We start from the raw sequence: 21776 nt of genomic DNA on the forward strand, positions 1-21776 counted from the left end.
GGTGAGGGCGTCTCAGTACTGCACCAACGGGTCCGCGCGCCGCAGGTCCTCCACCGAGACCGCGCGGCCCGCGGCGTCGGCGAGGGGAACGCGCCAGTTCCGGTACTGGGTCTCGTCGGTTCCCGGCTGGTTCTGGATGCGGTGCTCGCCGACCATGTCCACCAGTGCCACTCCGATGAGCAGTGACGGGCTGCGCTGGATCAGCCGGTACAGCGCCGCGACCGTCTCCCCGGTGGACGCACCGTCCGCGAGCAGGCCACGCTCGCGCGCGAGGTCCAGCACGGACTCACGCTGTTCCTCGTCCTGCGCGCGTTCCTCGTCGACGGCCCTCTCGAGGAGGCCGAGCCGCGATCGCAGGTCGATGTGCTCACCCGCCAGGTACCCGGCGGTGGGCGGCAGGTCGTGGGTGGTCACCGAGGTCAGGCACAGCTCGCGGTACTTCTCCGGGGCGATGGGGCCGTCGTCGTCCCGCTCGAACCACAGGATGGACGTGCCCAGCACGCCCCGCTCGGCCAGGTAGTCCTGGACGACGGGTTCGAAGACGCCGAGGTCCTCACCGATGACCACGGCGCCGGCCAGTTCCGCCTCGAGCGCGAGGATGCCGATGAGCGCCTCGTGGTCGTACGTGACATAGGTGCCGCCTGCGGGAGTCTCGGCATCGGTGGGGATCCACCAGAGCCGGAACAGTCCGAGGATGTGGTCGACCCGCAGCCCGCCCGCGTGCTTGAGCACGGTGCGCAGCATGTCGCGATACGGTGCGTACCCGAGTTCGGCCAGCCGGTCGGGCCGCCAGGGTGGCTGGTTCCACTGCTGCCCTTGCTGATTGAAGTCGTCCGGGGGAGCGCCGACGGTCACGCCCTCGGCCAGTGCGGAACCCAGGGACCAGGCGTCGGCACCCGAGAGCTGCACTCCCACAGCCAGATCGTGCACGACACCGATGGCCATTCCGGCCCGGTGCGCGGTGGCCTGGGCCTCGGCCAGCTGCTCGTCGCAGATCCACTGGAGCCAGCTGTAGAACTCGATGCGATGCGCGAGCTTCGCCTGCTGCCGTTGGACCCACGGCGTGCCGGGGGCGGCGGCCTTCGTCTGCCATCGCGTGTCGTCCGGCGACAGCTTCTCCGTCAGTGCGCACCACGTGGCGAAGTTGTGCAGTCCCACGCCCTCCGCGGCGCGGAACTCGTCGAACGCGGCCTGGCGGGACGCGCTCCGCGGAACGAGGAAGATTGCCTCGAGCGCACGGAGTTTCGCGCGCAGAGACTTGTCCCTGTCCAGATCGTCCGTGCGAGCGTCGGCGCGGTGCAGTCGGCGCGCGGTGTCGCGGATGCGTGCGTACCTGTCCCGCGGCAGCATGGCCGTCTCGCGAATGTTCTCGACGCGGATGTAGAGCGGATTGAAGAATCGACGGGTGGTCGGCAGGTAGGGCGAGGCCTCGATCGGTGGCCGCGGCGCCGCGGCGTGCAACGGATTGACCAGGACGTAGTCCGCTCCGTGCTCGCCGCCCAGGATCGCCGCCATGTCGGCCAGATCAGCCAGATCGCCGATGCCCCACGACTGTGCGGACCGGATGGAGTAGAGCTGCGCCAGCACGCCCCATCGTTGACGGTCGGACAGTGCCTCGGCGGTGGACAGACGGGCCGGCGTGACGACCAGCGTGCACGACGCCTCGAGACCGTCCTCCCCCTCCGCGCGCAGCGTGTGCCATCCGAGCGGGAGATCGACCGGGACGGCGAACGTGGCTCGGCCGACGAGGGCGCCGTCGATCTCGCGGGGGTCGACCCAGACGTCCTGCTGCGCCGCCTCGCGCGTGCCGCCGTCCTCGAGCTCGACGACGACTGTCACGGACGTCCCGTCCGGCACGTGGACGGGGACCTGATGGTCCTTGCCGGACGTGACCACGACGACCGCCGGGACGGTGCGCCGCCAGGGCGCTTCGTCGTGATCGACGATCGCGGTCTCGATGTCGTCGTCGGTGTCGACGGGCACGTCGAGAGCCGTCAGGACCGAGCGGAGGGTGGATTCCCCGACGTCGCGGCGGGCCTTGTCCCACCCCTCGTACGACGTGGCGACGCCGTGGAGTCCGGCGAGGTGGCGTAGTCGTTCGATGTTCGTCACACCTCGATGGTAGTGCCGCACGGGGGTGGCCGCGGACGTGCGAACCGTGTCCCGACTCGATCTGGAACACTGGTGGCACCTGCAGAATCGGTGGGGGAGGTGGAGACAGTGACGAGTGACCCCGCGGACATGCGCGCCCGCCGAGCGGACACCGTGCGGACCATCGCCGAGTCGACGCGCGTCGAGTCCGACGGGACCGGACACGTTCACGAGCCGCTGTCCGACCGTGCCGCGCTGCTCATCGCACTGGGACGACTCGACGAGGAGACGCGCGGCATCGCGCTCGCGCGTCTGCGCGCCGGCCGGAAGTTCCCCGCACTGGGCGGATTCGGCACCCTGCGGCTCGTCACGGAGGAGCTGCACTGGATCGACGGACGCACGGCCGGACTCCGCACCGGGCCCACGCGTCTGGCTCTGCTGCAACGACACGTGCTGCTCGAACGTCGACTGGGGTCGTACCGAACTCGGTTCGTGATGAGTTCCGGTCACTACGCATCGGGGGTCCGCGCGATCCGCCGGGAGCGGCGCGAGGGCATCCACCTCGACGTCGACCAGCGCACCGCCCTCTTCGAGGCGTTGCGCCACACGCCGACCCCGCTGGGTGTCGGACCCGGTCCACTCTCGCGAGCCCGAGGGATCCTCGGCGGCGCCGCGGCGGAGCGCCTCGACACGCTGCACGCGCGGGGCGCCGACGTCGTGCGCACGCTCGCGGGCACGGACGCGGATCGGTTCGCCGACCGCTACGACACCCTGCTGTTCCTCGCCGGGATGTACCACGACAGGATCCTCTCCTCGCGGATCTGGCGCTCGGACCTGTTCGCGGTGGCACGCGCGCAACTCGACCCGGGGACAGAACTGGTGCAGATCGCGGTGGACGTGGTCGCACTCGCCCAGTTGGACGCGGAACTCACCGCGGCCTTCGAGGCGCAGGGTGACACCGCGGACGAGGAGGGTCGACGCGAGGTGCTCGTGCGCCGAGCCGATCTCATCCCGGTGTGGGATCAGGTGATCGACCGGGTCGCGGCGTTGTCACGCGTGGTCGACGAGATCGCGGTGGCGGAGATCGAGCATCGGAGCCTCGACGCCGTGCAGCGCACCGTGGGCCTCGACCAGCGGATCGACGATCTCATCTCGCGGTCCGGTACGCGGGAGATCTCGGCCGACAACACCCATTCGGTGTCCGATCAGATCTCGCGGGACACGCTCTGACGCACGTCCGTACCTTCGTCCTGTTTGGAACGAGTCGGATCGGTGAAAGCACGGTAGTACGCGGTCGACCTCTGAGCGCGTGACCCGCGCCGGAAGGACGACCTCCATGCCCGCAGTACTCGAACGCGCTCGTATCGTCGCGCCACCGGGATGGAGCCGTTGGCTCATTCCCCCGGCCGCCCTCGCGATTCATCTCGCGATCGGCCAGGCCTACGCGTGGAGCGTGTTCAAGGCCGCGATCTCCTCCGACACCGCCATGGGACTGAGCGGGACGATGACCGCGATCCCGTTCCAGTTAGCCATCGTCATGCTCGGCCTGTCCGCAGCCGTGCTGGGCACGAAGGTGGAGACGCACGGTCCGCGGTGGGCCATGACGATGTCGCTCCTCTTCTTCTGCTCCGGACTGCTCATCTCCGCGCTGGGCATGAGTCTCGGCTGGTTCTGGCTGGTGATCGTCGGCTACGGACTCGTCGGCGGCATCGGCCTCGGCATCGGATACATCTCTCCGGTCTCCACGCTGATCAAGTGGTTCCCCGACCGCCCGGGTATGGCGACGGGCATCGCGATCATGGGTTTCGGCGGCGGCGCCCTGGTGGCCTCGCCTCTGACCACCAAGCTTCTGTCCGCGTACGGCGGCAACACCGACGCCTCGATCGCGACGACCTTCCTCACGCTGGGAATCGGCTACGCGATCTTCATGGCACTCGGTGTGGTGCTGATCCGCGTTCCCGCCGACGACTGGAAGCCTGCCGGGTGGACGCCGCCGGAGACGCCTGCCGGTCAGCACACCGCCCGCGTGTCCGCGGCCAACGCCGTCAAGACCCCGCAGTTCTGGTTGCTGTGGATCGTGTTGTGCTTCAACGTCACCGCCGGCATCGGCATCCTCGAGCGTGCCGCGGGCATCTACACCGACTTCTTCCCCGACCCCACGGCGCCGGAATCCGTGGTGGCAGCGGCCGCAGGATTCGTCGCGTTCCTCTCGCTGACGAACATGCTCGGCCGGTTCGTGTGGTCGTCGGTGTCCGACCTGGTGGGTCGCAAGAACATCTACCGCCTCTACCTCGGCGTGGGCGCGCTGCTCTATCTCTACATCTCGCTCTTCACGAACACGAACAAGGTGCTCTTCCTCGTCAGCGCGATGGTGATCCTGTCGTTCTACGGAGCAGGGTTCGCCACGGCTCCCGCGTACCTGCGAGACCTGTTCGGTACCTACCAGGTCGGTGCCATCCACGGACGACTGTTGACGGCCTGGTCGGTCGCCGGCGTGCTCGGACCGCTGATCGTCAACGCGATCGCCGACCTCGGCGAGCAGGGGACCACCGGCCGGTACGTGCCTGCCTTCGTGACGATGATCGTCCTCCTGTCCATCGGCTTCATCGCGAACGAACTGATCAAGCCCGTGGATCCGAAGTACTCGGAGCCGGACCCCGCGGCCGAGAGACCGGGCAACGCGACCGACGAGGGCTTGAACGACAAGGACGAGGCGACGGTATGAGCGAGACGAAGCAGGGCGCGCGTGTGCCCGTCGTGGTGGTGTCCTGGTTGTGGGTCGGAGTTCCGTTCGCCTGGGGTGTCTACGAGCTGGTCCTCAAGGCCAAGAACCTGTTCGGTGCGTGACCGGAGCGTCGAACTCTGGCCCCGGCCGCCCGTTCTTCCCCGCCCCGTGGTCATGGACCAGCGGTGGGAACGCCTCGTGTTCCTGCACTGGCGAGTAGCCCCGGAGGTCGTGGCACCCTTGCTTCCTCGCGGCATCGCTCCCGACACGGTGGACGGGTACACCTATGTCGGACTGATCGGCTTCGAGATGGTGGGGGCCGGGTTGGGGTACGGCCGACCGGTACCGCGACTCGGAACCTTCGGCGAGATCAACGTGCGGCTCTACAGCCGCGACGGCGACGGCCGCCGAGGAGTGGTGTTCCGTTCTCTCGACGCCACCCGTGCCGCGGTGGTACTGGCCACGAACGTTGCGGGGGTGCCGTATCGCTGGTCGCACATCGACATCGTCGACGACGGTGGTCCTCGGAACCGGGTCGTCGGCTACCGCTCTCGACGACTGGCACCGCCGCACCGAGGCGCGACGACGGACTTCACCGTCTCCCCCGGCGACACCGACATGTCCGACGATCCACTGTCGGTGTTCCTCACCGCTCGGTGGGGGATGCACACGTCCGTCGCGGGACGACCCGTCTTCGTCCCCAACACCCACCGCCGGTGGCCGCTGCGCGCGGCGACCCTGGTGCGCTGCGACGACCAGCTGATGGCCGCGGCGGGCGTGGGGGACCTGGCCGCTCGCCCGCCGGACTCCGTGCTGTACTCCGACGGAGTGCGGACGCAGTTCGGGCGTCCCTACGCCGCGACGCCGGTGCGCGACTAGATCAGACCGTGGCGCGGCGGGTGCGCCCCGGTGAGGGCGTACCGGCCGATGTGCTGGGTCTTCCATCGCACAGGGTCGTGGAGCGTGTGGGTCCGTGCGTCGCGCCACAGCCTGTCCAGCCGCAGAGATGCTGCGACACTGCGAGTTCCGCCTGCGTCGAACAGCGCCGTGGTGGCGTCGAGGGCCGCACGTGCCGAGGCGACCTTGGCCGCTGCCGTGGCGATGGAGGCCGCGGCGGCGCTGTCCGGTGTGAGCTCGCGCTCGGCCACGTCGATCGCCTCGCCGGCCTCGCGCACGAGCGCCTCGGCCCCGCGCACCCCGATCTCCACCTCGCCGAACTGCTGCAGCAGCAACGGATCCCGGTCGGCAGTCGCCACGTCGGCGTCCACCGGAGGGCGAGCGACGACCACGACCTCGCGAGCGGTGTCGACGGCGGCGCGGGCGATGCCGGCGTCGATGGCGGCGTGCAAGAGCTGCGCGCGCGCGCCGTAGGTGGTCGCGTCGTCGAAGAGGGCGGAGTACGGGACGAGAGAGTCGGCGGGCACCACGACGTCGGTCAGGGTCACGGTGCCGCTGGCCGTCGTGCGCTGTCCGAGCCCGTCCCAATCGTCCTCGATGAGCACCCCGGGTGAATCCGCAGGGATGTAGGCCAAGACCTTTCGGCTCTGATCACCCGGCTCACCAGGGTCCGCCTGCACGGCGCGGACCACCAACCAGTGTGCGAAGAGCGCGCCCGTCGAGTAGTACTTGGTGCCGTTCAGCGACGAGGTGCCGTCCGGACGGGACGTCGCCGTGGTCCGGTCGACCGCGATGGAGGGTGTGCCGCGCTCGCTCTGGGCGTTGGCGAAGCGGTGACCGGCGAGGGCCTCGGCGAAGAAGCGTCGCTGTTGCTCCGTCGATCCCTGTCGCCGCAGCGCGTCGAGAAAGGTCATGTGGCTCTGCGGTATCTGCGCGATGCTGGCGTCCCCGCGAGCGAGCGAGAGGAACACCGAGGCGAGGGTGCGCGCCGAGACCGGCCTGCCGCCGAATTCCGCGGGCACGGTGATGCCCAGCAGTCCTGACGCGGACAGCAGGTCCAGTTCCGGTCCGGGCAGCCGTCGATCGCGGTCACGTTCGATCGCGGACGGGGCGATCTTCGCCCCGAGCGCGGCGGCGACGGCCAGCGCAGCCTCGTCGTCGAGGACCGGCGGCAGCGTCCTCGGGGCGGGTTCGGTGGTCATCGGGCGGGGAGGAACGGGGTGTGGCCGGTGGCGCGTGCCGCGGCGCCGCCGGAGAACAGTCCGCGGCTGCGCAGCTGGGGAATGACACCCTCGCCGAACCAGTACAGCTCCTCGAGGTGTGGGTAACCGGAGAGAACGAACTCGTCGATGCCGATGGCCGCGTACTCCGCGATGCGATCGGCCACCTCGGTGTGGCTCCCGACGAGGGCCGTTCCGGCTCCGCCGCGCACCAGGCCGACACCGGCCCACAGGTTGGGGGAGATCTCGAGTGCGCGCGGGTCCTTCCAGGAACCGGTCCTGCGGCTCTCCTCGTGCAGGGCGAGCATCGCCCGCTGGCCCACCGATTCACTCCGCGAGAGGTTGGACTGCGCCGTCGCGACGGCGTCCTCACCGAGAGCCTCGACGAGCGCGCCCGCCTGCTTCCAGGCCTCCTCGGACGTGTCGCGGGTGATCACGTGCAGGCGGATGCCGAAGCGCACGGTGCGTCCGCGCTCGGCCGCGAGTCCGCGGATCCACTCGATCTTCTTCGCCACGGCCGCGGTGGGCTCACCCCAGGTGAGATAGACGTCGGAGTGGTCCGCCGCCACCGGGCCCGCAGCGGGGGAGGAGCCGCCGAAGTACAGCGGGGGTGTGGGATCGGGGAGGAACGGCAGCGACGCGTCCTCGACCTGGATGTGCGTGCCCTGGTGCGTCACCGACTCGCCGTGCCAGAGGCCGCGCACGATGGTGAGGAACTCGTCCGTGCGGGCGTACCGCTCGTCCTTGGACAGGTGATCGCCGTACTGACGCTGCTCGTGCGCCTCGCCCCCGGTGACGACGTTGAGCAGGAGCCGGCCGGGCGCATGGTTGCTGAACGTCGCCGACATCTGTGCCGCGAGGGTCGGGCTGATCAGACCCGGTCGGAAGGCGATGAGGAACGCGAGCTTCTCGGTCTCGCGGGCGAGCATCGCCGTCGTGAGCCACGCGTCCTCGCACCACGCGCCGGCCGGGGTGAGCGCACCGGTGAAGCCGAACTCCTCGGCCGCGCGGCCGATGGACGACAGGTAGCCGATGCTCGCGCGGCGATCTCCGCCCGCGGCGCCGACCCGCGTGCCGTGGCCGCCGCCGACGATCGACCTGCTGTCGCCGTAGGTGGGGAGGAACCAGTGCAGGGCGAGAGAAGAGTTGTCGAGGGTCACTCGTCCCACCGTAGAACCGTCGCGACGACCTGCGAAGCGTTGGAATCAGGGCGATTCTTGACGCGTCAACCCCGTGCGACGAGGAGGGGAACGGTCATCTCGACGTCGGTCAGGGAGCCGTGATGGCCGGGCAGCGCCGACTGGTTCGGTTCGGCCCCGCGGCGGATCAGGGCGCCGTCGCCGAGAGCCAGAGCCAGGACGTCACCGATGCACGCCGCGACGTCGGGGCGCACCGACGGCCCGAACCAGCCCCGGGAGACCGCCTCGTCGCGGCTCACCACCAGGTAGTCCGGACCCAGGGTCTCCCGCCAGGCATCGAGCACGGTGGCATCGGCGCCCGTGTCGGCGAAGACGTGGCGCGCGCGGGGTTCGCCGCAGATCATCCGGACGTCGGCGGTGAGCGCGGGCGTCGCGTCGATGTCCACGCGGGTGCCGATCTGCACCATCCCGTGATCGGCGGTGACGATCAGCGCTGCGTCGGAGGGCAACTCGCCGAGGATGCCGGCGACGATGGTGTCGACCTGAGTCAGCTCGTGGCGCCACGCGTCGGAGTCCGGCCCGCGCACGTGGCCGGTGAGGTCGAGTTCGGACCAGTACGAGTAGACGAGGGACCGCTGCCCGCGCCGCAGCGCGCGTGAGGTCTCGGCGACGAGGTCGCCCGCGGACACCGACGCGGAGAAGTCCCCTCCGCGCAGGACTGCGCGGGTGAGCCCGGACTCGCGCTGGTAGGACGGCGCGATGCGAGTGACGGACACCCCGTCCGCTGCGGCGCGCTCGAACACGGTGTCGCGAGGTTGGAACTGTTCCGGAACGAGCTCGGCGAGCAGATCGACGCGGGGTCCCTGACCGTGCAGACGCCAGTGCAGCGGATTCATCGGACGGTCGAAGCCGGGCACGGCGGTGAGGTAGCCGACGATGCCGTGCTCACCGGGCGTGCGTCCGGTGCCCAGTGACGCCAACGACGTCGCGGTGGTGGACGGGAACGTCGCGGTGACGACCCGCTCGGGGAGCGAGGAGAGTGTCGGCGCTGCCGGGGCGTGCGCCGCCAATTGTCGAGCCCCGAGGCCGTCGACGAGCAGTACACAGACCCGACGGACCCCGGACAACCCCAGCCCGACGGTGTCGGTCTCACCGGAGACGCCCAGAGCGCCGAGCACGGACGGCAGGAGATCGGACAGGCTGTCGCCGCCGTAGCGCGGAGTGGTCACCACACGTCGAAGGCTATCGGCAGCACCTGTCTCGTCAGTCGAAGAGGCTGTCACCGGTACCGCCGGCGAGGTCGGTCCCGAACAGGTCGAGCTGGGAGCCGGACGACCGCGTCGGGCCGTCGACGCGGTCCGCCGCCAGCCGCCGGTGCGCGGAGGTGAGCAGCGCGGAGGTGGTGCGCCAGACCCGCGCATCGAGACCGGCCGACGCGGCGACTCGCGGATCCGTGTCGTCCAGCGTGCGATCGAGGGCGGAGAGCTCGCACTCCCGCGCCACGTCCAGGAAGCGCACGACGCGCGTCCGATCGTGTCCGCACGCGTTCAGCACCTCCTCGACGTCGATGTCGGCGCCGCGCTCCCACACCGCCTCGGCGATCGCGCGCAGTGCCTCGGGAATCACCGGACCGCCGTGCTCGTCCGTCCCGTTACCCACGTCGAACTCGGGCGTCGGCTCACCGAACGCGTCGAGATAGGGCCTCGCTCCGAGCCCGGCCCGGAGATGTTCGGCGGCCTCACCGGCGAACTTCTCCATGACGGCCAGCATGTCGGCCACGTGCTGCGGGACGAACGGCACCACCGTGACGTCGATCGTGGCGACGACGCGGTCCTCGTCCAGCAGCACCTTGACGTGCGGCCACCGGCGATTGACGTCGTTGACGACCGACAGCGCTCGCGCCTCGTCGGTGACACCGGCCGCGAGCGGCGCCAGGATCTGCACGAACGGCGCCTCCGGGGTGGGACACAGGTAGAGCCAGGCCGGTCCGAGGCGGAACGGGTAGTCGCCGTCCTCGTCGGGGTGCGGCACGAACCCGAGGATGTGCAGGAGCGTCTGCTCGATGATCTCGAGGCGGGCCTCGGGACCGGACGTGCGGACCGGCCGCAGCGGGTCGAACGGGACAGGGTCGGAGGGCGGCTCGTCCTCGGGGTCCGTGGACGACGCGCCGAACCGGTCCTCGATCACGGGGCCGGACAGATCGCCGTCCAGTTCGAGGAACGACGGGTGCGGAACACCCCACACCGAGTGCAGGACGCGGACAGCGGCCTCGGCGAGCTGGTCGGCGTAGCGCCGCGGGCGATCGACGAACCAGTTCACCGGCTCGTCGTCGTGTCCCGAGGTGTGCGCGAGCGACGGCGGCGGGGCGAACCCGAACTGCTCGAGCAGTGCGCGCCCCTCGGGCGTCCACCGGCGGTGCTCGGCGAGGTACTCGTCCGCCAGCACCTCGCACCGGACCGTCTCGTCGTCCCACCCGTAGAACTGCAGGCACGGCGGCACCGGATCGGAGCTCGCGTCCGGGCACGAGAGCAGCAGCGAGTGTCCCGCCGGCATCCCGTCGAGATGATCGGCGAGCAGGGTGCGGAACCGGCTCCAGGCGGCCTCGGGCGAGAGGTCGACGCTGTTCAGGTCGTTCATGTGGCGACCGTAACCCGGCCCACCGACATGCTCTGTCGCGTCCCGGCTCACACGGTGAGGTCGGCGTACTCCTCGTGCGTCTCGACGAAGTGGTGCACGTAGGAGCACGACGGGACGATCTTCAGACCGGCGGCGCGTGTGTCGTCGAGTGCGTGACGCACCAGGACGGCCGCGAGTCCGCGGCCGCGGAACTCTGGGAGCGTCACGGTGTGGTCGAAGTCCCGGACCGTCGGATCGGTCTGCCGGTACTCGGCGTAGCCGGCGACCTCCTCGCCGACGAGGATCTCGAAACGCTGACGATCGGGATGATGCTCCACGCGGGTGCTGTCTGTGTCGGCCATGGACCGAACCTACTCGCCCGCGCCGGGACGAGGGCCCGTGCTTCCGAGGGCGTCCAGCAGTGCGCGTTCGTACGTCGCGAACTCCCGCGTGGTGGCGGTCTCGGCACGCCGCGGCCGCGGCAGATCGATGCTCACGTCGGCGACCACCCGTGCGGGCCGAGGCGACAGCACGACGACCCGGTCCGACACCTGCACCGCCTCCCGGATGTCGTGGGTGATCATCAGCACCGTCCAGCGGTACCGCTGCCACACCTCCTGCACCCAGTCCTGCATGGCCGTCCTGGTCAGCGAGTCGAGAGCGCCGAACGGCTCGTCCAGCAGCAGGACGTCGCGGCCCTGCACGACGGTCCGGAGCAGTGCGGCCCGCTGCCGCATCCCGCCGGACAGCGACGAGGGGCGCGCGTTCTCGAAGCCGTCGAGGCCGAAGACCGGGAACAGGTCGCGGGCCCGGCTCCGCGCCTGCGCCTTCGGAACCCCCTGCACCTCCAGCCCGAGTGCGGTGTTCGCGAGCACCGAACGCCACGGGAACAACAGATCCTTCTGCGGCATGTACGCGCAACGCGGTGTCACCACGGTGCCGCTGTCAGCGGTGTCCAGACCGGCGAGGAGGGTGAACAGCGTGCTCTTGCCGCAGCCGCTCGGGCCGACGATCGACACGAACTGTCCCTCCTCGACGGCGAGGTCGATCCCGTCCAGTACCGGTGTGCCCGGGTAGGACTTGCGCACCGAGGTCAGCTCCAGAACAGGATCCGTCATCGCGTCCCTTCCTTCGCCGCGAGCGCCCACGGCGCGAGAAGCCGCTCGGCCACGAATGTGAGGAGGAAGAGTGCGATGCTGCACACCGCCGTGACCACGACCGCGGCCAGCACGAGATCGGTGCGGAAGGCGTTCTTCTGCTGCGCCATGTAGATGCCCAGACCTGATGTGGCGCCGACGTACTCGGAGAAGACGGCACCGACGACGGCGTAGGTGATCCCGATGCGGAGCGCGGTGAAGAAGCGCGGCAGCGCGGACGGGAGCCGGACGTACCGGAACTGTTGTCGCCGTGATGCTCCCATGCTGCGCAGCAGTGCGTCGGACTCCTTGTCCGCAGAGGCGAATCCCTCGATGAGCCCGAGGGTCATCGGGAAGAACGTCACCAGCGCGATCACCAGGAGCTTGGGGAGGATGCCGAATCCGAACCAGATGATCATCAGGGGAGCGACGGCGATGACTGGCAGTGTCTGCGAGACCACGAGCAGGGGAACGACGGCGCGGCGCAGCCACGGCGAGAAGTCCACGGCCGTGGCGATGATCCACGAGATCGTCAGGGAGACGGCGAAACCGAGGAGAGTGACCTGAACGGTGGACGATGCGTGACCTGCGATGACGGCACGGTTGGTCCAGCCCTGATCCACGACGCGGGCGGGGGAGGGAAGTACGCGCGGCGAGATGCCGCTGACGACCACGTACACCTGCCAGGCCGCCACGAGGCCCGCCGCGAGCAGCAGCGCCGGCGCGTACCGCCCCACCCGTTCGCCGCGCTCAGCCCTGATCGAGGTACTCATCGGTGAAGTAGGTCGACCAGTCGGGCTCGGTGGTCAGCGGTGCGCCGTCGGGCCCGGCCAGGACACCGGCATCGAACAGGAACTTCGAGTACCCGGACCATCGCTCCAGGGTCTGCGTCCCGACGCGGCCGTTCTCGTCGAGCATGTAGTCCTTCGCCAGCATGCGCTGACTCTCGACGACCAGATCCTCGTCCGGAAACGCTCCCGGGTTGGCGTCGATCAGATCGCGCGCGCCCGCGTCGGGATCGTCGGCGGCCTTCTGGTAACCCTTCTGCAACGCCTGCACGAACTGTCGCGCCTGTTCGGGGTGCTCGGCCATCCACTCGTCACCGCCGTCGACGACGATCGCGTACGAGTCGGGGAAGCCGAAGTCGGTGTAGTCGAAGTACGTCATCGGGGTTCCGGCCCGTTCGGCCTCGAGACCCTCCCACGCGAAGTAGGAGACGGTGAAGTCCGCGGTACCGGAGTAGACCGCCTCGTACGCGGACGTCCCGAGCACCACGGTCTCGAAATCGCCGGTGCCACCGTCGTTCTCGATCACCTTGCGGAGGGTGGCCTCCTCGCCCGCATCGCCGAACCCGGCGTAGGTCCGCCCGTCCAGGTCGCGGGGGCTCCGGATGTCCTGACGGTCGGCACGGACGCCGATGCCGGTGGCCCAGTGCTGCAGCGGCGCCATCACCGAGGTCACCTTCGCACCGGCGGCGCGGGCGTAGGTGGCGGAGCTGTGGAAGCTGATCCCGAACTCGGCGTTGCCGGAGTCGATCAGCGTGTCGGGGGACGTCGAGTTGTACGGCAGGATCTCGACGTTCAGCCCGGCGTCCGCGAAGTAGCCCTCCTGCTGGGCGACGAACAGGCCCGTGTGGTTCGTGTTGGGTGTCCAGTCGAGCGCGAAGCGGATCGTGTTCGCGTCGGAGGCATCGGACGTGGCGCAGCCCGCGAGACCCGCGGCGGCGACGAGCGACACGGTGAGCAGAGCCGCGATGCGCCCGACCCTCGTGTGCCGCGCCCTCATGCGTCCGACCCCGACGCAGGCCAGGGCACGGTGTTCAGGGCGGTGTCCCAGAACAGCAGTTCGTAGCGCATCGCCACGACGAACGCGTCACTCATCCGCTGTCGTTCGGCCGGGCCGGCCACCTCGGCGGCCGCGTCGACGAGCTCGCGGGCGCGCGCGGCGGAGGTCTGGAAGTCCTCGGCGTCGTACGTCGTCACCCACCGGGCGTACGGGTGGTCCGGATCGGCGTCGAGCACTGCGCGGGCCGAGGCCGCGAGTCCGCGGCCGACCTCGGCGTAGATCCAGAAACAGGGGAGCGCGGCCGCGGCGCCGACGGCGTAGGTGTCGGTCGCCGCCGTCGCCGTGAGGAACGAGACGTATCCGAGGCACGCCTGGCTGTGCTCGACCAACGTCTCCGACGGACCGCCGAGCGCGACGTCGGCGAGAAGGCTGGTGTGCAACGACTTCTCGACAGTCGCGGCCGTCGCCGCCGACGTGGCCCAGAACGCTCCGGCCTCCGGATCGACGGCGCGCGAGGACAGGATGGCCAAGGCCTTCGCGTATCCCTCGAGGTAGAGGCCGTCCTGCTCGATGTACGTCCGGAACGACGTGATCGGCAGGGTGCCGTCACCGAGTCGGGTGAGGAACTCGAGGTCGTCGATCCGGGCCCGCAGGCCTGCCGTGCGGTCCCAGAGGAGGTCGGTGAAGCGTGTGAGGTCGGCTGCATCCATGGTGGAGGCAGCGTCGACCGCATGGTCGTACGGCGTCATGGCCGTGACATCCCTTCGTCAGAATTACCTGCATCAGGTTCTCGGGTGTGGTCTCAGCCTCGCGACGCGAAGCACCCCGTGTCAGAACTCGCCGACCATAGCACCGGCGGTCGTGCGGCTACTTCATGTCCTCCAGTTCCATCCCCTTGGTCTCGGGGATCTTGGATTTCACGAAGAAGAACGACAGGGCGGCGAAGAGTGCGAAGCCGCCGTAGACGATGGAGAGTCCGACCATCTCGGTGAGCGACGGGAACAGCAGCGAGATGACGAAGTTGGCCACCCAGTTCGCGGCCGTACCGATGCCGAGAGCCATGGCGCGCATACGGTTCGGGAACATCTCGCCGAGCAGGACCCACATGATCGGTCCCCACGTCGACGCGAAGAAGATCACGAACAGGTTCGCGCCGATCAGCGCCACGACGCCCCAGGGATCGGGCAGCGAGACCTCGTCGCCGGTGCCGATCTGCTGGGAGAACGCAATCGCCGCCATGAGGAGACCGACGAACATGCCGATGGAGCCGGCCATGAGCAGGTTGCGCCGCCCCACCCGGTCGACGAAGAGAATGGCCACGAACGTCATGGCCACGTTGATCACGGAGGTGATGACCGACGTGGTGAAGGACTGACTCTCGGTGAAGCCCACGGACTTCCACAGTGTGGTGGAGTAGTAGAAGATCGCGTTGATGCCGACGAACTGCTGCAGGACGGCCATGATGATGCCGACCCACACCAGCGGCTGCAGGCCGAAGCGCGGACCGCGGATGTCGGCGAACGACGAGCGCTGTTCCTTGCGCAGTGTCAGGCGGATCTCGTGGATGCGCTCGTTGGGGTGCTTCTCGCCGGTGATGTTCGCGAGAATCTGCGCGGCCTCCTCGTCGAGGTGCTTGCCCACGAGGTAACGCGGCGACTCGGGGATGAGTAACGCGAGGACGCCGTAGACGACGGCCGGGATCACGCCGACGATGAACATCCACCGCCAGGCCTCGAGGCCGAGCCACAGGTCGTTGGACGCACCGTCCGCACGATCCGCCAGCACGGCGTCCGAGAGCAGTGCGGCGAAGATGCCGATGGTGATGGCCAGCTGCTGCAGCGACGCGAGGCTGCCGCGCATCCGGGCCGGCGAGATCTCCGCGATGTACGCGGGGGCGATCACCGACGCGATGCCGATGCCGAGACCGCCGAGCACACGCCACAGCATCAGGTCGGGAACGCTGAAGGCCAGACCCGAGCCGACCGACGAGATGATGAAGAGCGCGGACCCGAGCAGCATCACCTTCTTGCGTCCCCACCGGTCGGCCAGTCCGCCGGCGAACCAGGCGCCCGCCGCGCACCCGAGCAGGGCGATCGCGACGGTGAAGCCGGTGAGGAACTCGCCGAGGGCGAATCTGCCCTGGATGGAGTCGACGGCGCCGTTGATGACGGAACTGTCGAAACCGAAGAGGAAGCCGCCGACGGCGGCCGCAATGGTCACGCCGATGACTTTGGCCGTGTGATTGGCCGATGCCTGTGTGGTCATCCTTGTCCACCTACATGTCGGCCACCGGCCGCGCCGGTCGATGGCGGAGGAGTTTCGCTTGGTTCGGACCCTACGCCCGGCGCGACGGCTGTGGAGCGGCGACCTGACGGCAGTTTGAGCAGCGCCGGAACGGTGAATCCCGCCGGTCATGAAGAAGACTCTGCGACGCACCGGCGACGCCTCCGCCGACGTCGCGTGGGAGCGGTACATGGACCTGTCGCTCTGGTCGACGTGGGCACCGCAGATCATGGGCGTCGACGCGTCCACCGATCGACTCGCCGCCGGCACCACCGGCACGGTGCGCGGACCCCTCGGCGTGCGGGTGTCCTTCGAGGTCCACTCGGTGGACGAGGCCGCGCGGGTGTGGTCGTGGCGCGCGTGGATCGGCGCTCCGAGTGCCGGGCTCACCCTGGAACACGGTGTCGACGGCGCGGGGTCGGGCTCGTCGACGTGGTTGGTCGTGGACGGTCTGGCACCGCTCGTCCTCGGCTACTCTCCAGCGGCCCTGTTCGCGCTCGGTCGACTGGTGACAGCGTGACGACCATCGAGGTCCGATCCCCGCACTCCCTGTAACGTCGGTCCTCGTGGGGGCAACCGAGAGCAGCCATGTCGTCTCGTCGCGCGACGGTGAGATCCGCGGCTACGGGCACGGCGACGTGGTCAGTTGGAAGGGCATCCCGTTCGCGGCGCCGCCGCTGGCGGAGCACCGATTCCGCGCACCACGCCCGCCGGAGCCGTGGGACGGGGTCCGCGACGGCAGGACCTTCGGTGCGATGGCACCGCAGGGCCGGGACGGCCCGATTCCCATGGACTCGTCCATCCCGATGGACGAGGACTGCCTGACGCTCAACGTCTGGGCCCCGACACCGGACGGCATCTCCCGTCCGGTGATGGTGTGGATCCACGGCGGCGCCTACGTCCTGGGATCATCTGCGCAACGGATCTACAACGGGCGCAACCTGTCCCGCCTCGGTGAGGTGGTGGTCGTGACCGTCAACTACCGGGTGGGCGCGCTGGGGTGGTTGGACCTGTCGTCGTTCGACACCGACGGCAGCGTCTTCGAGACCAATCTCGGGCTCCGCGACCAGATCGCGGCGCTCACGTGGGTGCGCGACTGCATCGCCGCGTTCGGCGGCGACCCGACCAACGTCACCGTCTTCGGTGAGTCGTCCGGTGGCGCGTCGGTGACCACTCTCATGACGTCACCGCACGCGGAGGGTCTGTTCCACAAGGCGATCGCCCAGAGTTCCCCGGCCACGTCGGTGTACGGCCCGGAACGCGCGCGCACCGTCGCGCAGCGGTTCCTCGAACTCGTCGATCTGCCCGCAGAGCGTGCAGAGGAGCTGCGGGCGATGCCGGTGGAGAGGCTCGTCGAGGCGGCCGAGAAGCTGGTCTACGAGATTCCCGAGAAAGTGCCCGGCACATTGGGATTCGCACCCGTCGTCGACGGTGACGTGGTGCCGCGGTATCCGGTGGCCGCGTTCCAGAAGGGCTTCTCGCACGACGTCCCGCTCATCATCGGCTCGAATCACGACGAGGCATCGGTGTTCCGCCTGATGAAGTCGCCGTTGATGCCGGTCACCTCGGACACGGTGAGCACGATGTTCGAGGCGATCGCCGTCGACCATCCCGATCTCTCACCGGCCCGTATCGCCGACATCCTCTCCGCGTACCCGGATCTGCCGAAGAGTGCGGGCGCGCTGGCGCTCTCGCGCGACGCAGGGTTCCGGATGCCGAGCCTGTGGATCGCGGAGGCCCACTGCCGACGAGCGCCGACGTTCGTCTACCGCTTCGATCATGCGACACCCGTGCTGCGCGCGGCGCGTATCGGCGCCGGTCACGCCACCGAGTTGCCGTACGTCTTCGGTAATTTCGGGACCTTCGACCGGGACCCGACCTTCTGGCTGGGTGGGCGCAAGGCAGCGCAGCAGGTCTCCCGGCGAATGCAGCGACGCTGGGTGGCGTTCGCGTGGCACGGGGTTCCTGCTGCGCTGGACGGGTCGAAGCACTGGGCGCCCTACGACGAGCGTCGTCGCACTCTCGTCATCGACGGGCGTGATGCTCTGGTCGAGGATCCGGACCGTGAGCTGCGCGAGATCTGGGGCGAGAAGGTGCTCGGCTTCAGCTGAGGTTCGTCAGGCCTTGCTGTAGGTGAGGCAGTTCGCGGTGTCCGACGACTCGCCGGCGCCGATGCGGACTGCTGCCGCGCTGCACTCGAGGTTGTCGTTGAACGAGCAGTCGACGCGCTGGCACGCACCGACCTGGGTGGAGACGGTGTCGAGACCGCCCTTGGTGCTCAAAGGAATGAACGTGCCGCAATCGGCCGTTCCGTTCGAGCCTCCGACATTGATGGCGAAGGCGTGGCATCCGTCGTGGTTGTACGAACAGGCGCTGACGCTGCACTCACTGACGCGGGGCATTTCGAGGGAAGTCATGACGATGACGGTAATACGCGAAAAGCGTCTCCACCAGCAAGGTCAGGCTGACCTAGATATGGTCACCCTTTCTACAACAATGATGTTTCCTATTCTTTCGGGTCACGGATCGATGACGAATTCGTCGACGACGTAACGATCGGTCTGTTCGCTCGGATGGACAGATCATGAGACGAACACTTCTCGCGACCCTGGCCGTCACCGTGCTGTTCGCGAGCGGGTGCTCCGACTCCGGCCAGGGCTCCGCGGCGCCACCTCCTCCGACCACCACCACGACCTCGACAGCGGTGGGTCCGGCACCGGGTACGGAACCCGCGTCGTCGGCCGCGCCGGAACCGTCGACCGCGTGTGTGGAGGACTCCGTCGTGGCGGCGGGCATCGAATCGCTGCCCCAATTCTTCGGTAACGGGTGGCGGCTCGTTCGCCAGGGCGATCCCTGCGCGACGCTCTCGTGGGCGCTCGCCGCGCTCGACGGGGGTACGGGGTCGAGTCCGTGGACGGTGCTGTTCTTCCACGACGACACCTACCTCGGCACCGCCACCGCGTTGCCGTACTCGTTCACCGACGTCGCCTCGCAGACCGACGACACGGTCACGGTGTCGTACGGGTGGCTCCGGGAGGGTGAGTCCACCTCGCAGCAGTCCGGCGGACCCGGGTTCGTCCGCTACACCTGGAACGGATCGTCCGTGATGATGCTGGACGACCTGCCGCAGGAGGTGGTGGACGGCAACAGACAGACTCCTGCCGATCCGTGCCTGGACGACTCGGTGGTCGCCTCCGCGATCGACTCTCTGCCCACCTTCTCCGGCAGCGCCTGGAGCCTGTACAGCCAGGGCGATCCGTGCGCCACGCTGGCCTGGGCGGTGGCCGTCCCCGACGGTGCCACCGGTTCGAGTCCCACGACGGTCCTGTTCTTCCACGACGGCGCATACCTCGGAACGGCGACCGCCCGTCCGTACGCGTTCACCGACATCGATCCGTATGCGCAGCTGGACGACACGGTGACGGTGTCGTACCGATGGCTCAGGGACGGAGAAGCGACCGCGGAGGTTTCCGGCGGACCGGCGCTGGTCCGTTATCGCTGGAACGGCTCGTCGGTGGACATGCTCGACTCCCTGCCTCCCGAGGTGGCGAACGGCTGAATTCCACCGGTGGACGACCCGGCCGATCGGGTGCAGGATCACCGGTACGGGGCCGACGCGGAGGTGTCATGTCATGACTGTCGTTCGAGCAGCACTGGTTCAGACCACCTGGACCGGCGACAAGGAATCGATGATCCAGGCCCACGAGGAGTACGCCCGCCAGGCAGCCGAGCAGGGCGCGCAGGTGATCTGTTTTCAGGAACTGTTCTACGGCCCCTATTTCTGCCAGGTGCAGGACGCGTCCTTCTACGACTACGCCGAATCGGTTCCCGGACCCACCGTCGAGCGTTTCCAGTCCCTCGCGAAGGAACTCGGCATGGTGATGGTGCTGCCGGTCTACGAGAAGGAACAACCAGGCATTCTGTACAACACCGCCGCCGTGGTGGACGCGGACGGCACGTACCTGGGCAAGTACCGCAAGCACCACATTCCGCACCTGAACGGCTTCTGGGAGAAGTTCTACTTCCGCCCCGGCAACCTGGGCTGGCCCGTGTTCGACACCGCCGTCGGCAAGGTGGGGGTCTACATCTGTTACGACCGCCATTTCCCGGAGGGCTGGCGCGCACTCGGACTGGCCGGTGCGGAAATCGTGTTCAATCCGTCCGCCACCTCGCGAGGCCTGTCGAACTACCTCTGGAAGCTCGAGCAACCGGCGTCGGCCGTGGCCAACGAGTACTACATCGGTGCGATCAACCGAGTGGGAGTCGAAGAGCTGGGAGACAACGACTTCTACGGCACCAGCTACTTCGTCGATCCCGAGGGGAAGTTCGTCGGCGAGGTCGCCTCGGACAGTGCGGCCGACTTGATCGTCCGCGATCTGGACCTGTCGCTCATCACGACCGTCCGCGATCGGTGGGCCTTCTATCGCGATCGCAGACCCGACGCCTACGGTCCCCTGGTGACACCGTGACGACCACGTTCGTCCACGGGGGCATCGTCGTCTCGCCGACGGGGTCGCAGCCCCTGGACGTCCTGATCGACGGTGAGACGATCGTCGCAGTGCTGCAACCGGGTTCGACGCTTCTGGGCGCCGACCTCGCATCGTCGAGCGACGTCGTCGTCGACGCGACCGGGAAGTACGTGATCCCCGGAGGGGTCGACGGCCATACCCACATGGAGATGCCGTTCGGAGGCACCTTCGCTTCCGACTCGTTCGAGACGGGGACGCGCGCTGCCGCGTGGGGCGGAACCACCACCATCGTCGACTTCGCCATCCAGAACCCCGGGATGCGTGTCCAGGACACCCTCGCTACGTGGCACGAGAAGGCCGCCGGTTCGTGCGCCATCGACTACGGATTCCACCAGATCATCGGAGACGTCGACAGCGACTCGTTGAAGGCCATGAGCGAGTTGGTCTCCGAAGGAGTCACCAGCTTCAAGCTGTTCATGGCCTATCCCGGCGTCTTCTACTCGGACGACGGGAAGATCCTGCGGGCGATGCAGACTGCCGCCGAGACCGGCGCGCTGTTGATGATGCACGCGGAGAACGGCATCGCCATCGACGTTCTGGTCGAGCAGTCGATCGCACGCGGTGACACGGCGCCGTACTTCCACGGAACGTCCCGGCCGTGGCAGCTCGAGGAAGAAGCGACGCATCGCGCGATCATGCTGGCCGACGTGACGGGAGCGCCGCTCTACGTGGTGCACGTGTCGGCGAAACAGGCACTCGAGCAGATCGCGACGGCACGAGGCAAGGGGCAGAACGTCTTCGCCGAGACGTGTCCGCAGTATCTGTACCTCTCGCTCGAGGAGCAACTCGGTGCGCCGGGCTTCGAGGGCGCGAAGTGGGTGTGCTCGACACCGCTCCGGTCCCGTGCCGAGGGGCACCAGGACGAGCTGTGGCGGTACCTCCGCACAGGGGACGTCTCGACGGTCGGCACCGATCACTGTCCCTTCTGCATGAAGGATCAGAAGGAGATGGGAATCGGCGACTTCTCCAAGATCCCCAACGGAATCGGGTCGGTCGAGCATCGGATGGACCTGATGTACCAGGGTGTGGTGTCGAGGAAGATCACGCTCGAGAAGTGGGTCGAGGTGTGCTGCACGACGCCGGCACGCATGTTCGGGATGTACCCGCGCAAGGGCATCGTGTCGCCCGGTGCCGACGCGGATCTGGTGGTCTACGACCCGAACGGCCGCACCACCATCGGAGTCGAGACACACCATATGAGAATGGACTACTCGGCCTACGAGGGCATGACCGTGGACGGCCACGTCGACACGGTGATCTCGCGCGGGACCATCGTCGTCCACCGCGGCGAGTATCTCGGCCGCGCCGGGCACGGCCGATTCGTGCGCCGCGACCTGTGCCAGAATCTGGTGTGA

21 protein-coding genes and 1 riboswitch are annotated in these 21776 nt (G+C 68.6%); of the genes, 9 read left to right on the plus strand and 12 right to left on the minus strand.

What is annotated here, in order from left to right; genetic code table 11:
- Positions 1-12 precede the first annotated feature (12 nt).
- Entirely contained in the window at positions 13-2112 is a 2100-nt protein-coding gene (gene malQ, locus HQ325_RS15925; protein WP_222630819.1) for a 4-alpha-glucanotransferase, read from the minus strand.
- Between the two features lie 108 nt (positions 2113-2220).
- On the opposite strand from malQ, the gene HQ325_RS15930 reads away from it, so the two are divergent.
- The 4 genes from HQ325_RS15930 (at position 2221) to HQ325_RS15940 (ending at position 5695) form a co-directional block, all read left to right on the plus strand.
- The gene (locus tag HQ325_RS15930) at positions 2221-3321 is read left to right on the plus strand and encodes a hypothetical protein (RefSeq protein WP_222630820.1); all 1101 of its coding nucleotides are present in this window, start codon (positions 2221-2223) and stop codon (positions 3319-3321) included.
- 106 nt (positions 3322-3427) lie between these two features.
- Positions 3428-4816 carry an OFA family MFS transporter gene (locus HQ325_RS15935; protein WP_222630821.1) on the plus strand — a complete coding sequence of 463 codons (1389 nt, stop codon included), beginning with the start codon at positions 3428-3430 and terminating at the stop codon, positions 4814-4816.
- Complete coding sequence (locus HQ325_RS22575; protein ID WP_261778144.1) at positions 4813-4938, plus strand: hypothetical protein; 126 nt, start codon at positions 4813-4815, stop codon at positions 4936-4938. The genes HQ325_RS15935 and HQ325_RS22575 overlap by 4 nt, the downstream gene beginning before the upstream one ends.
- A complete protein-coding gene (locus HQ325_RS15940; protein ID WP_308014378.1) occupies positions 4931-5695 on the plus strand; it encodes a DUF2071 domain-containing protein in 765 nt (254 codons plus the stop codon). The genes HQ325_RS22575 and HQ325_RS15940 overlap by 8 nt, the downstream gene beginning before the upstream one ends.
- Here HQ325_RS15940 and HQ325_RS15945 read toward each other — a convergent pair.
- From HQ325_RS15945 to HQ325_RS15985, 10 genes are all read right to left on the minus strand, one after another.
- The gene (locus tag HQ325_RS15945; protein ID WP_222630822.1) at positions 5692-6915 is read right to left on the minus strand and encodes an SfnB family sulfur acquisition oxidoreductase; all 1224 of its coding nucleotides are present in this window, start codon (positions 6913-6915) and stop codon (positions 5692-5694) included. The genes HQ325_RS15940 and HQ325_RS15945 overlap by 4 nt on opposite strands.
- Complete coding sequence (locus tag HQ325_RS15950) at positions 6912-8093, minus strand: LLM class flavin-dependent oxidoreductase (protein WP_308014377.1); 1182 nt, start codon at positions 8091-8093, stop codon at positions 6912-6914. Before HQ325_RS15950 ends, HQ325_RS15945 begins: the two co-directional genes overlap by 4 nt.
- Positions 8094-8158: 65 nt before the next feature.
- Positions 8159-9304, minus strand: coding sequence for an alkaline phosphatase family protein (locus HQ325_RS15955; protein WP_308014376.1), 1146 nt, complete (start codon positions 9302-9304; stop codon positions 8159-8161).
- A 31-nt stretch (positions 9305-9335) separates the two neighbouring features.
- Entirely contained in the window at positions 9336-10709 is a 1374-nt protein-coding gene (locus HQ325_RS22580; protein ID WP_261778143.1) for a YbjN domain-containing protein, read from the minus strand.
- Between the two features lie 47 nt (positions 10710-10756).
- Positions 10757-11050: a GNAT family N-acetyltransferase gene (locus HQ325_RS15960; RefSeq protein WP_222630824.1), complete on the minus strand. Its 294-nt coding sequence runs from the start codon at positions 11048-11050 to the stop codon at positions 10757-10759.
- Between the two features lie 9 nt (positions 11051-11059).
- Positions 11060-11806, minus strand: coding sequence for an ABC transporter ATP-binding protein (locus tag HQ325_RS15965; protein ID WP_222630826.1), 747 nt, complete (start codon positions 11804-11806; stop codon positions 11060-11062).
- Positions 11803-12597, minus strand: coding sequence for an ABC transporter permease (locus HQ325_RS15970; protein ID WP_222630829.1), 795 nt, complete (start codon positions 12595-12597; stop codon positions 11803-11805). Before HQ325_RS15970 ends, HQ325_RS15965 begins: the two co-directional genes overlap by 4 nt.
- Complete coding sequence (locus tag HQ325_RS15975) at positions 12575-13609, minus strand: ABC transporter substrate-binding protein (protein ID WP_222630831.1); 1035 nt, start codon at positions 13607-13609, stop codon at positions 12575-12577. Before HQ325_RS15975 ends, HQ325_RS15970 begins: the two co-directional genes overlap by 23 nt.
- Positions 13606-14358, minus strand: a complete 753-nt coding sequence (locus HQ325_RS15980) for a TenA family protein (RefSeq protein WP_261778142.1) — start codon at positions 14356-14358, stop codon at positions 13606-13608. Before HQ325_RS15980 ends, HQ325_RS15975 begins: the two co-directional genes overlap by 4 nt.
- A riboswitch (TPP riboswitch) is annotated at positions 14352-14447 on the minus strand. It overlaps the preceding gene by 7 nt.
- A gap of 29 nt (positions 14448-14476) precedes the next feature.
- Complete coding sequence (locus tag HQ325_RS15985; RefSeq protein ID WP_027504958.1) at positions 14477-15874, minus strand: sugar porter family MFS transporter; 1398 nt, start codon at positions 15872-15874, stop codon at positions 14477-14479.
- Between the two features lie 148 nt (positions 15875-16022).
- On the opposite strand from HQ325_RS15985, the gene HQ325_RS15990 reads away from it, so the two are divergent.
- Positions 16023-16412 carry an SRPBCC family protein gene (locus tag HQ325_RS15990; RefSeq protein ID WP_222630833.1) on the plus strand — a complete coding sequence of 130 codons (390 nt, stop codon included), beginning with the start codon at positions 16023-16025 and terminating at the stop codon, positions 16410-16412.
- A 46-nt stretch (positions 16413-16458) separates the two neighbouring features.
- Entirely contained in the window at positions 16459-18003 is a 1545-nt protein-coding gene (locus tag HQ325_RS15995; protein ID WP_222630835.1) for a carboxylesterase/lipase family protein, read from the plus strand.
- Positions 18004-18009: 6 nt separating this feature from the next.
- Here the strand turns inward: HQ325_RS15995 and HQ325_RS16000 are convergent, their stop codons facing one another.
- Complete coding sequence (locus tag HQ325_RS16000; RefSeq protein ID WP_027504961.1) at positions 18010-18309, minus strand: DUF1540 domain-containing protein; 300 nt, start codon at positions 18307-18309, stop codon at positions 18010-18012.
- A 167-nt stretch (positions 18310-18476) separates the two neighbouring features.
- Here HQ325_RS16000 and HQ325_RS16005 point away from each other — a divergent pair, with 167 nt between their 5' ends.
- From HQ325_RS16005 to hydA, 3 genes are all read left to right on the plus strand, one after another.
- A complete protein-coding gene (locus HQ325_RS16005) occupies positions 18477-19451 on the plus strand; it encodes an LppP/LprE family lipoprotein (RefSeq protein ID WP_222630837.1) in 975 nt (324 codons plus the stop codon).
- A 73-nt stretch (positions 19452-19524) separates the two neighbouring features.
- Positions 19525-20361: a nitrilase-related carbon-nitrogen hydrolase gene (locus tag HQ325_RS16010; RefSeq protein ID WP_222630839.1), complete on the plus strand. Its 837-nt coding sequence runs from the start codon at positions 19525-19527 to the stop codon at positions 20359-20361.
- Complete coding sequence (gene hydA / locus HQ325_RS16015) at positions 20358-21776, plus strand: dihydropyrimidinase (RefSeq protein ID WP_222630841.1); 1419 nt, start codon at positions 20358-20360, stop codon at positions 21774-21776. The genes HQ325_RS16010 and hydA overlap by 4 nt, the downstream gene beginning before the upstream one ends.

It is taken from the genome of Rhodococcus sp. BP-349, from assembly GCF_019835845.1.
GTDB lineage: Bacteria > Actinomycetota > Actinomycetes > Mycobacteriales > Mycobacteriaceae > Rhodococcoides.

Excerpts from the sequence above, each read along its gene's own strand:
- HQ325_RS15935 (WP_222630821.1), top strand. The coding sequence starts at position 3,428 with ATGCCCGCAGTACTCGAACGCGCTCGTATCGTCGCGCCACCGGGATGG.
- HQ325_RS22575 (WP_261778144.1), top strand. The coding sequence starts at position 4,813 with ATGAGCGAGACGAAGCAGGGCGCGCGTGTGCCCGTCGTGGTGGTGTCC.
- HQ325_RS15945 (WP_222630822.1), bottom strand. The coding sequence starts at position 6,915 with ATGACCACCGAACCCGCCCCGAGGACGCTGCCGCCGGTCCTCGACGAC.
- HQ325_RS22580 (WP_261778143.1), bottom strand. The coding sequence starts at position 10,709 with ATGAACGACCTGAACAGCGTCGACCTCTCGCCCGAGGCCGCCTGGAGC.
- HQ325_RS15960 (WP_222630824.1), bottom strand. The coding sequence starts at position 11,050 with ATGGCCGACACAGACAGCACCCGCGTGGAGCATCATCCCGATCGTCAG.
- HQ325_RS15965 (WP_222630826.1), bottom strand. The coding sequence starts at position 11,806 with ATGACGGATCCTGTTCTGGAGCTGACCTCGGTGCGCAAGTCCTACCCG.
- HQ325_RS15970 (WP_222630829.1), bottom strand. The coding sequence starts at position 12,597 with ATGAGTACCTCGATCAGGGCTGAGCGCGGCGAACGGGTGGGGCGGTAC.
- HQ325_RS15975 (WP_222630831.1), bottom strand. The coding sequence starts at position 13,609 with ATGAGGGCGCGGCACACGAGGGTCGGGCGCATCGCGGCTCTGCTCACC.
- HQ325_RS15980 (WP_261778142.1), bottom strand. The coding sequence starts at position 14,358 with ATGACGCCGTACGACCATGCGGTCGACGCTGCCTCCACCATGGATGCA.
- HQ325_RS15985 (WP_027504958.1), bottom strand. The coding sequence starts at position 15,874 with ATGACCACACAGGCATCGGCCAATCACACGGCCAAAGTCATCGGCGTG.
- HQ325_RS15990 (WP_222630833.1), top strand. The coding sequence starts at position 16,023 with ATGAAGAAGACTCTGCGACGCACCGGCGACGCCTCCGCCGACGTCGCG.
- HQ325_RS16000 (WP_027504961.1), bottom strand. The coding sequence starts at position 18,309 with ATGACTTCCCTCGAAATGCCCCGCGTCAGTGAGTGCAGCGTCAGCGCC.
- HQ325_RS16005 (WP_222630837.1), top strand. The coding sequence starts at position 18,477 with ATGAGACGAACACTTCTCGCGACCCTGGCCGTCACCGTGCTGTTCGCG.
- HQ325_RS16010 (WP_222630839.1), top strand. The coding sequence starts at position 19,525 with ATGACTGTCGTTCGAGCAGCACTGGTTCAGACCACCTGGACCGGCGAC.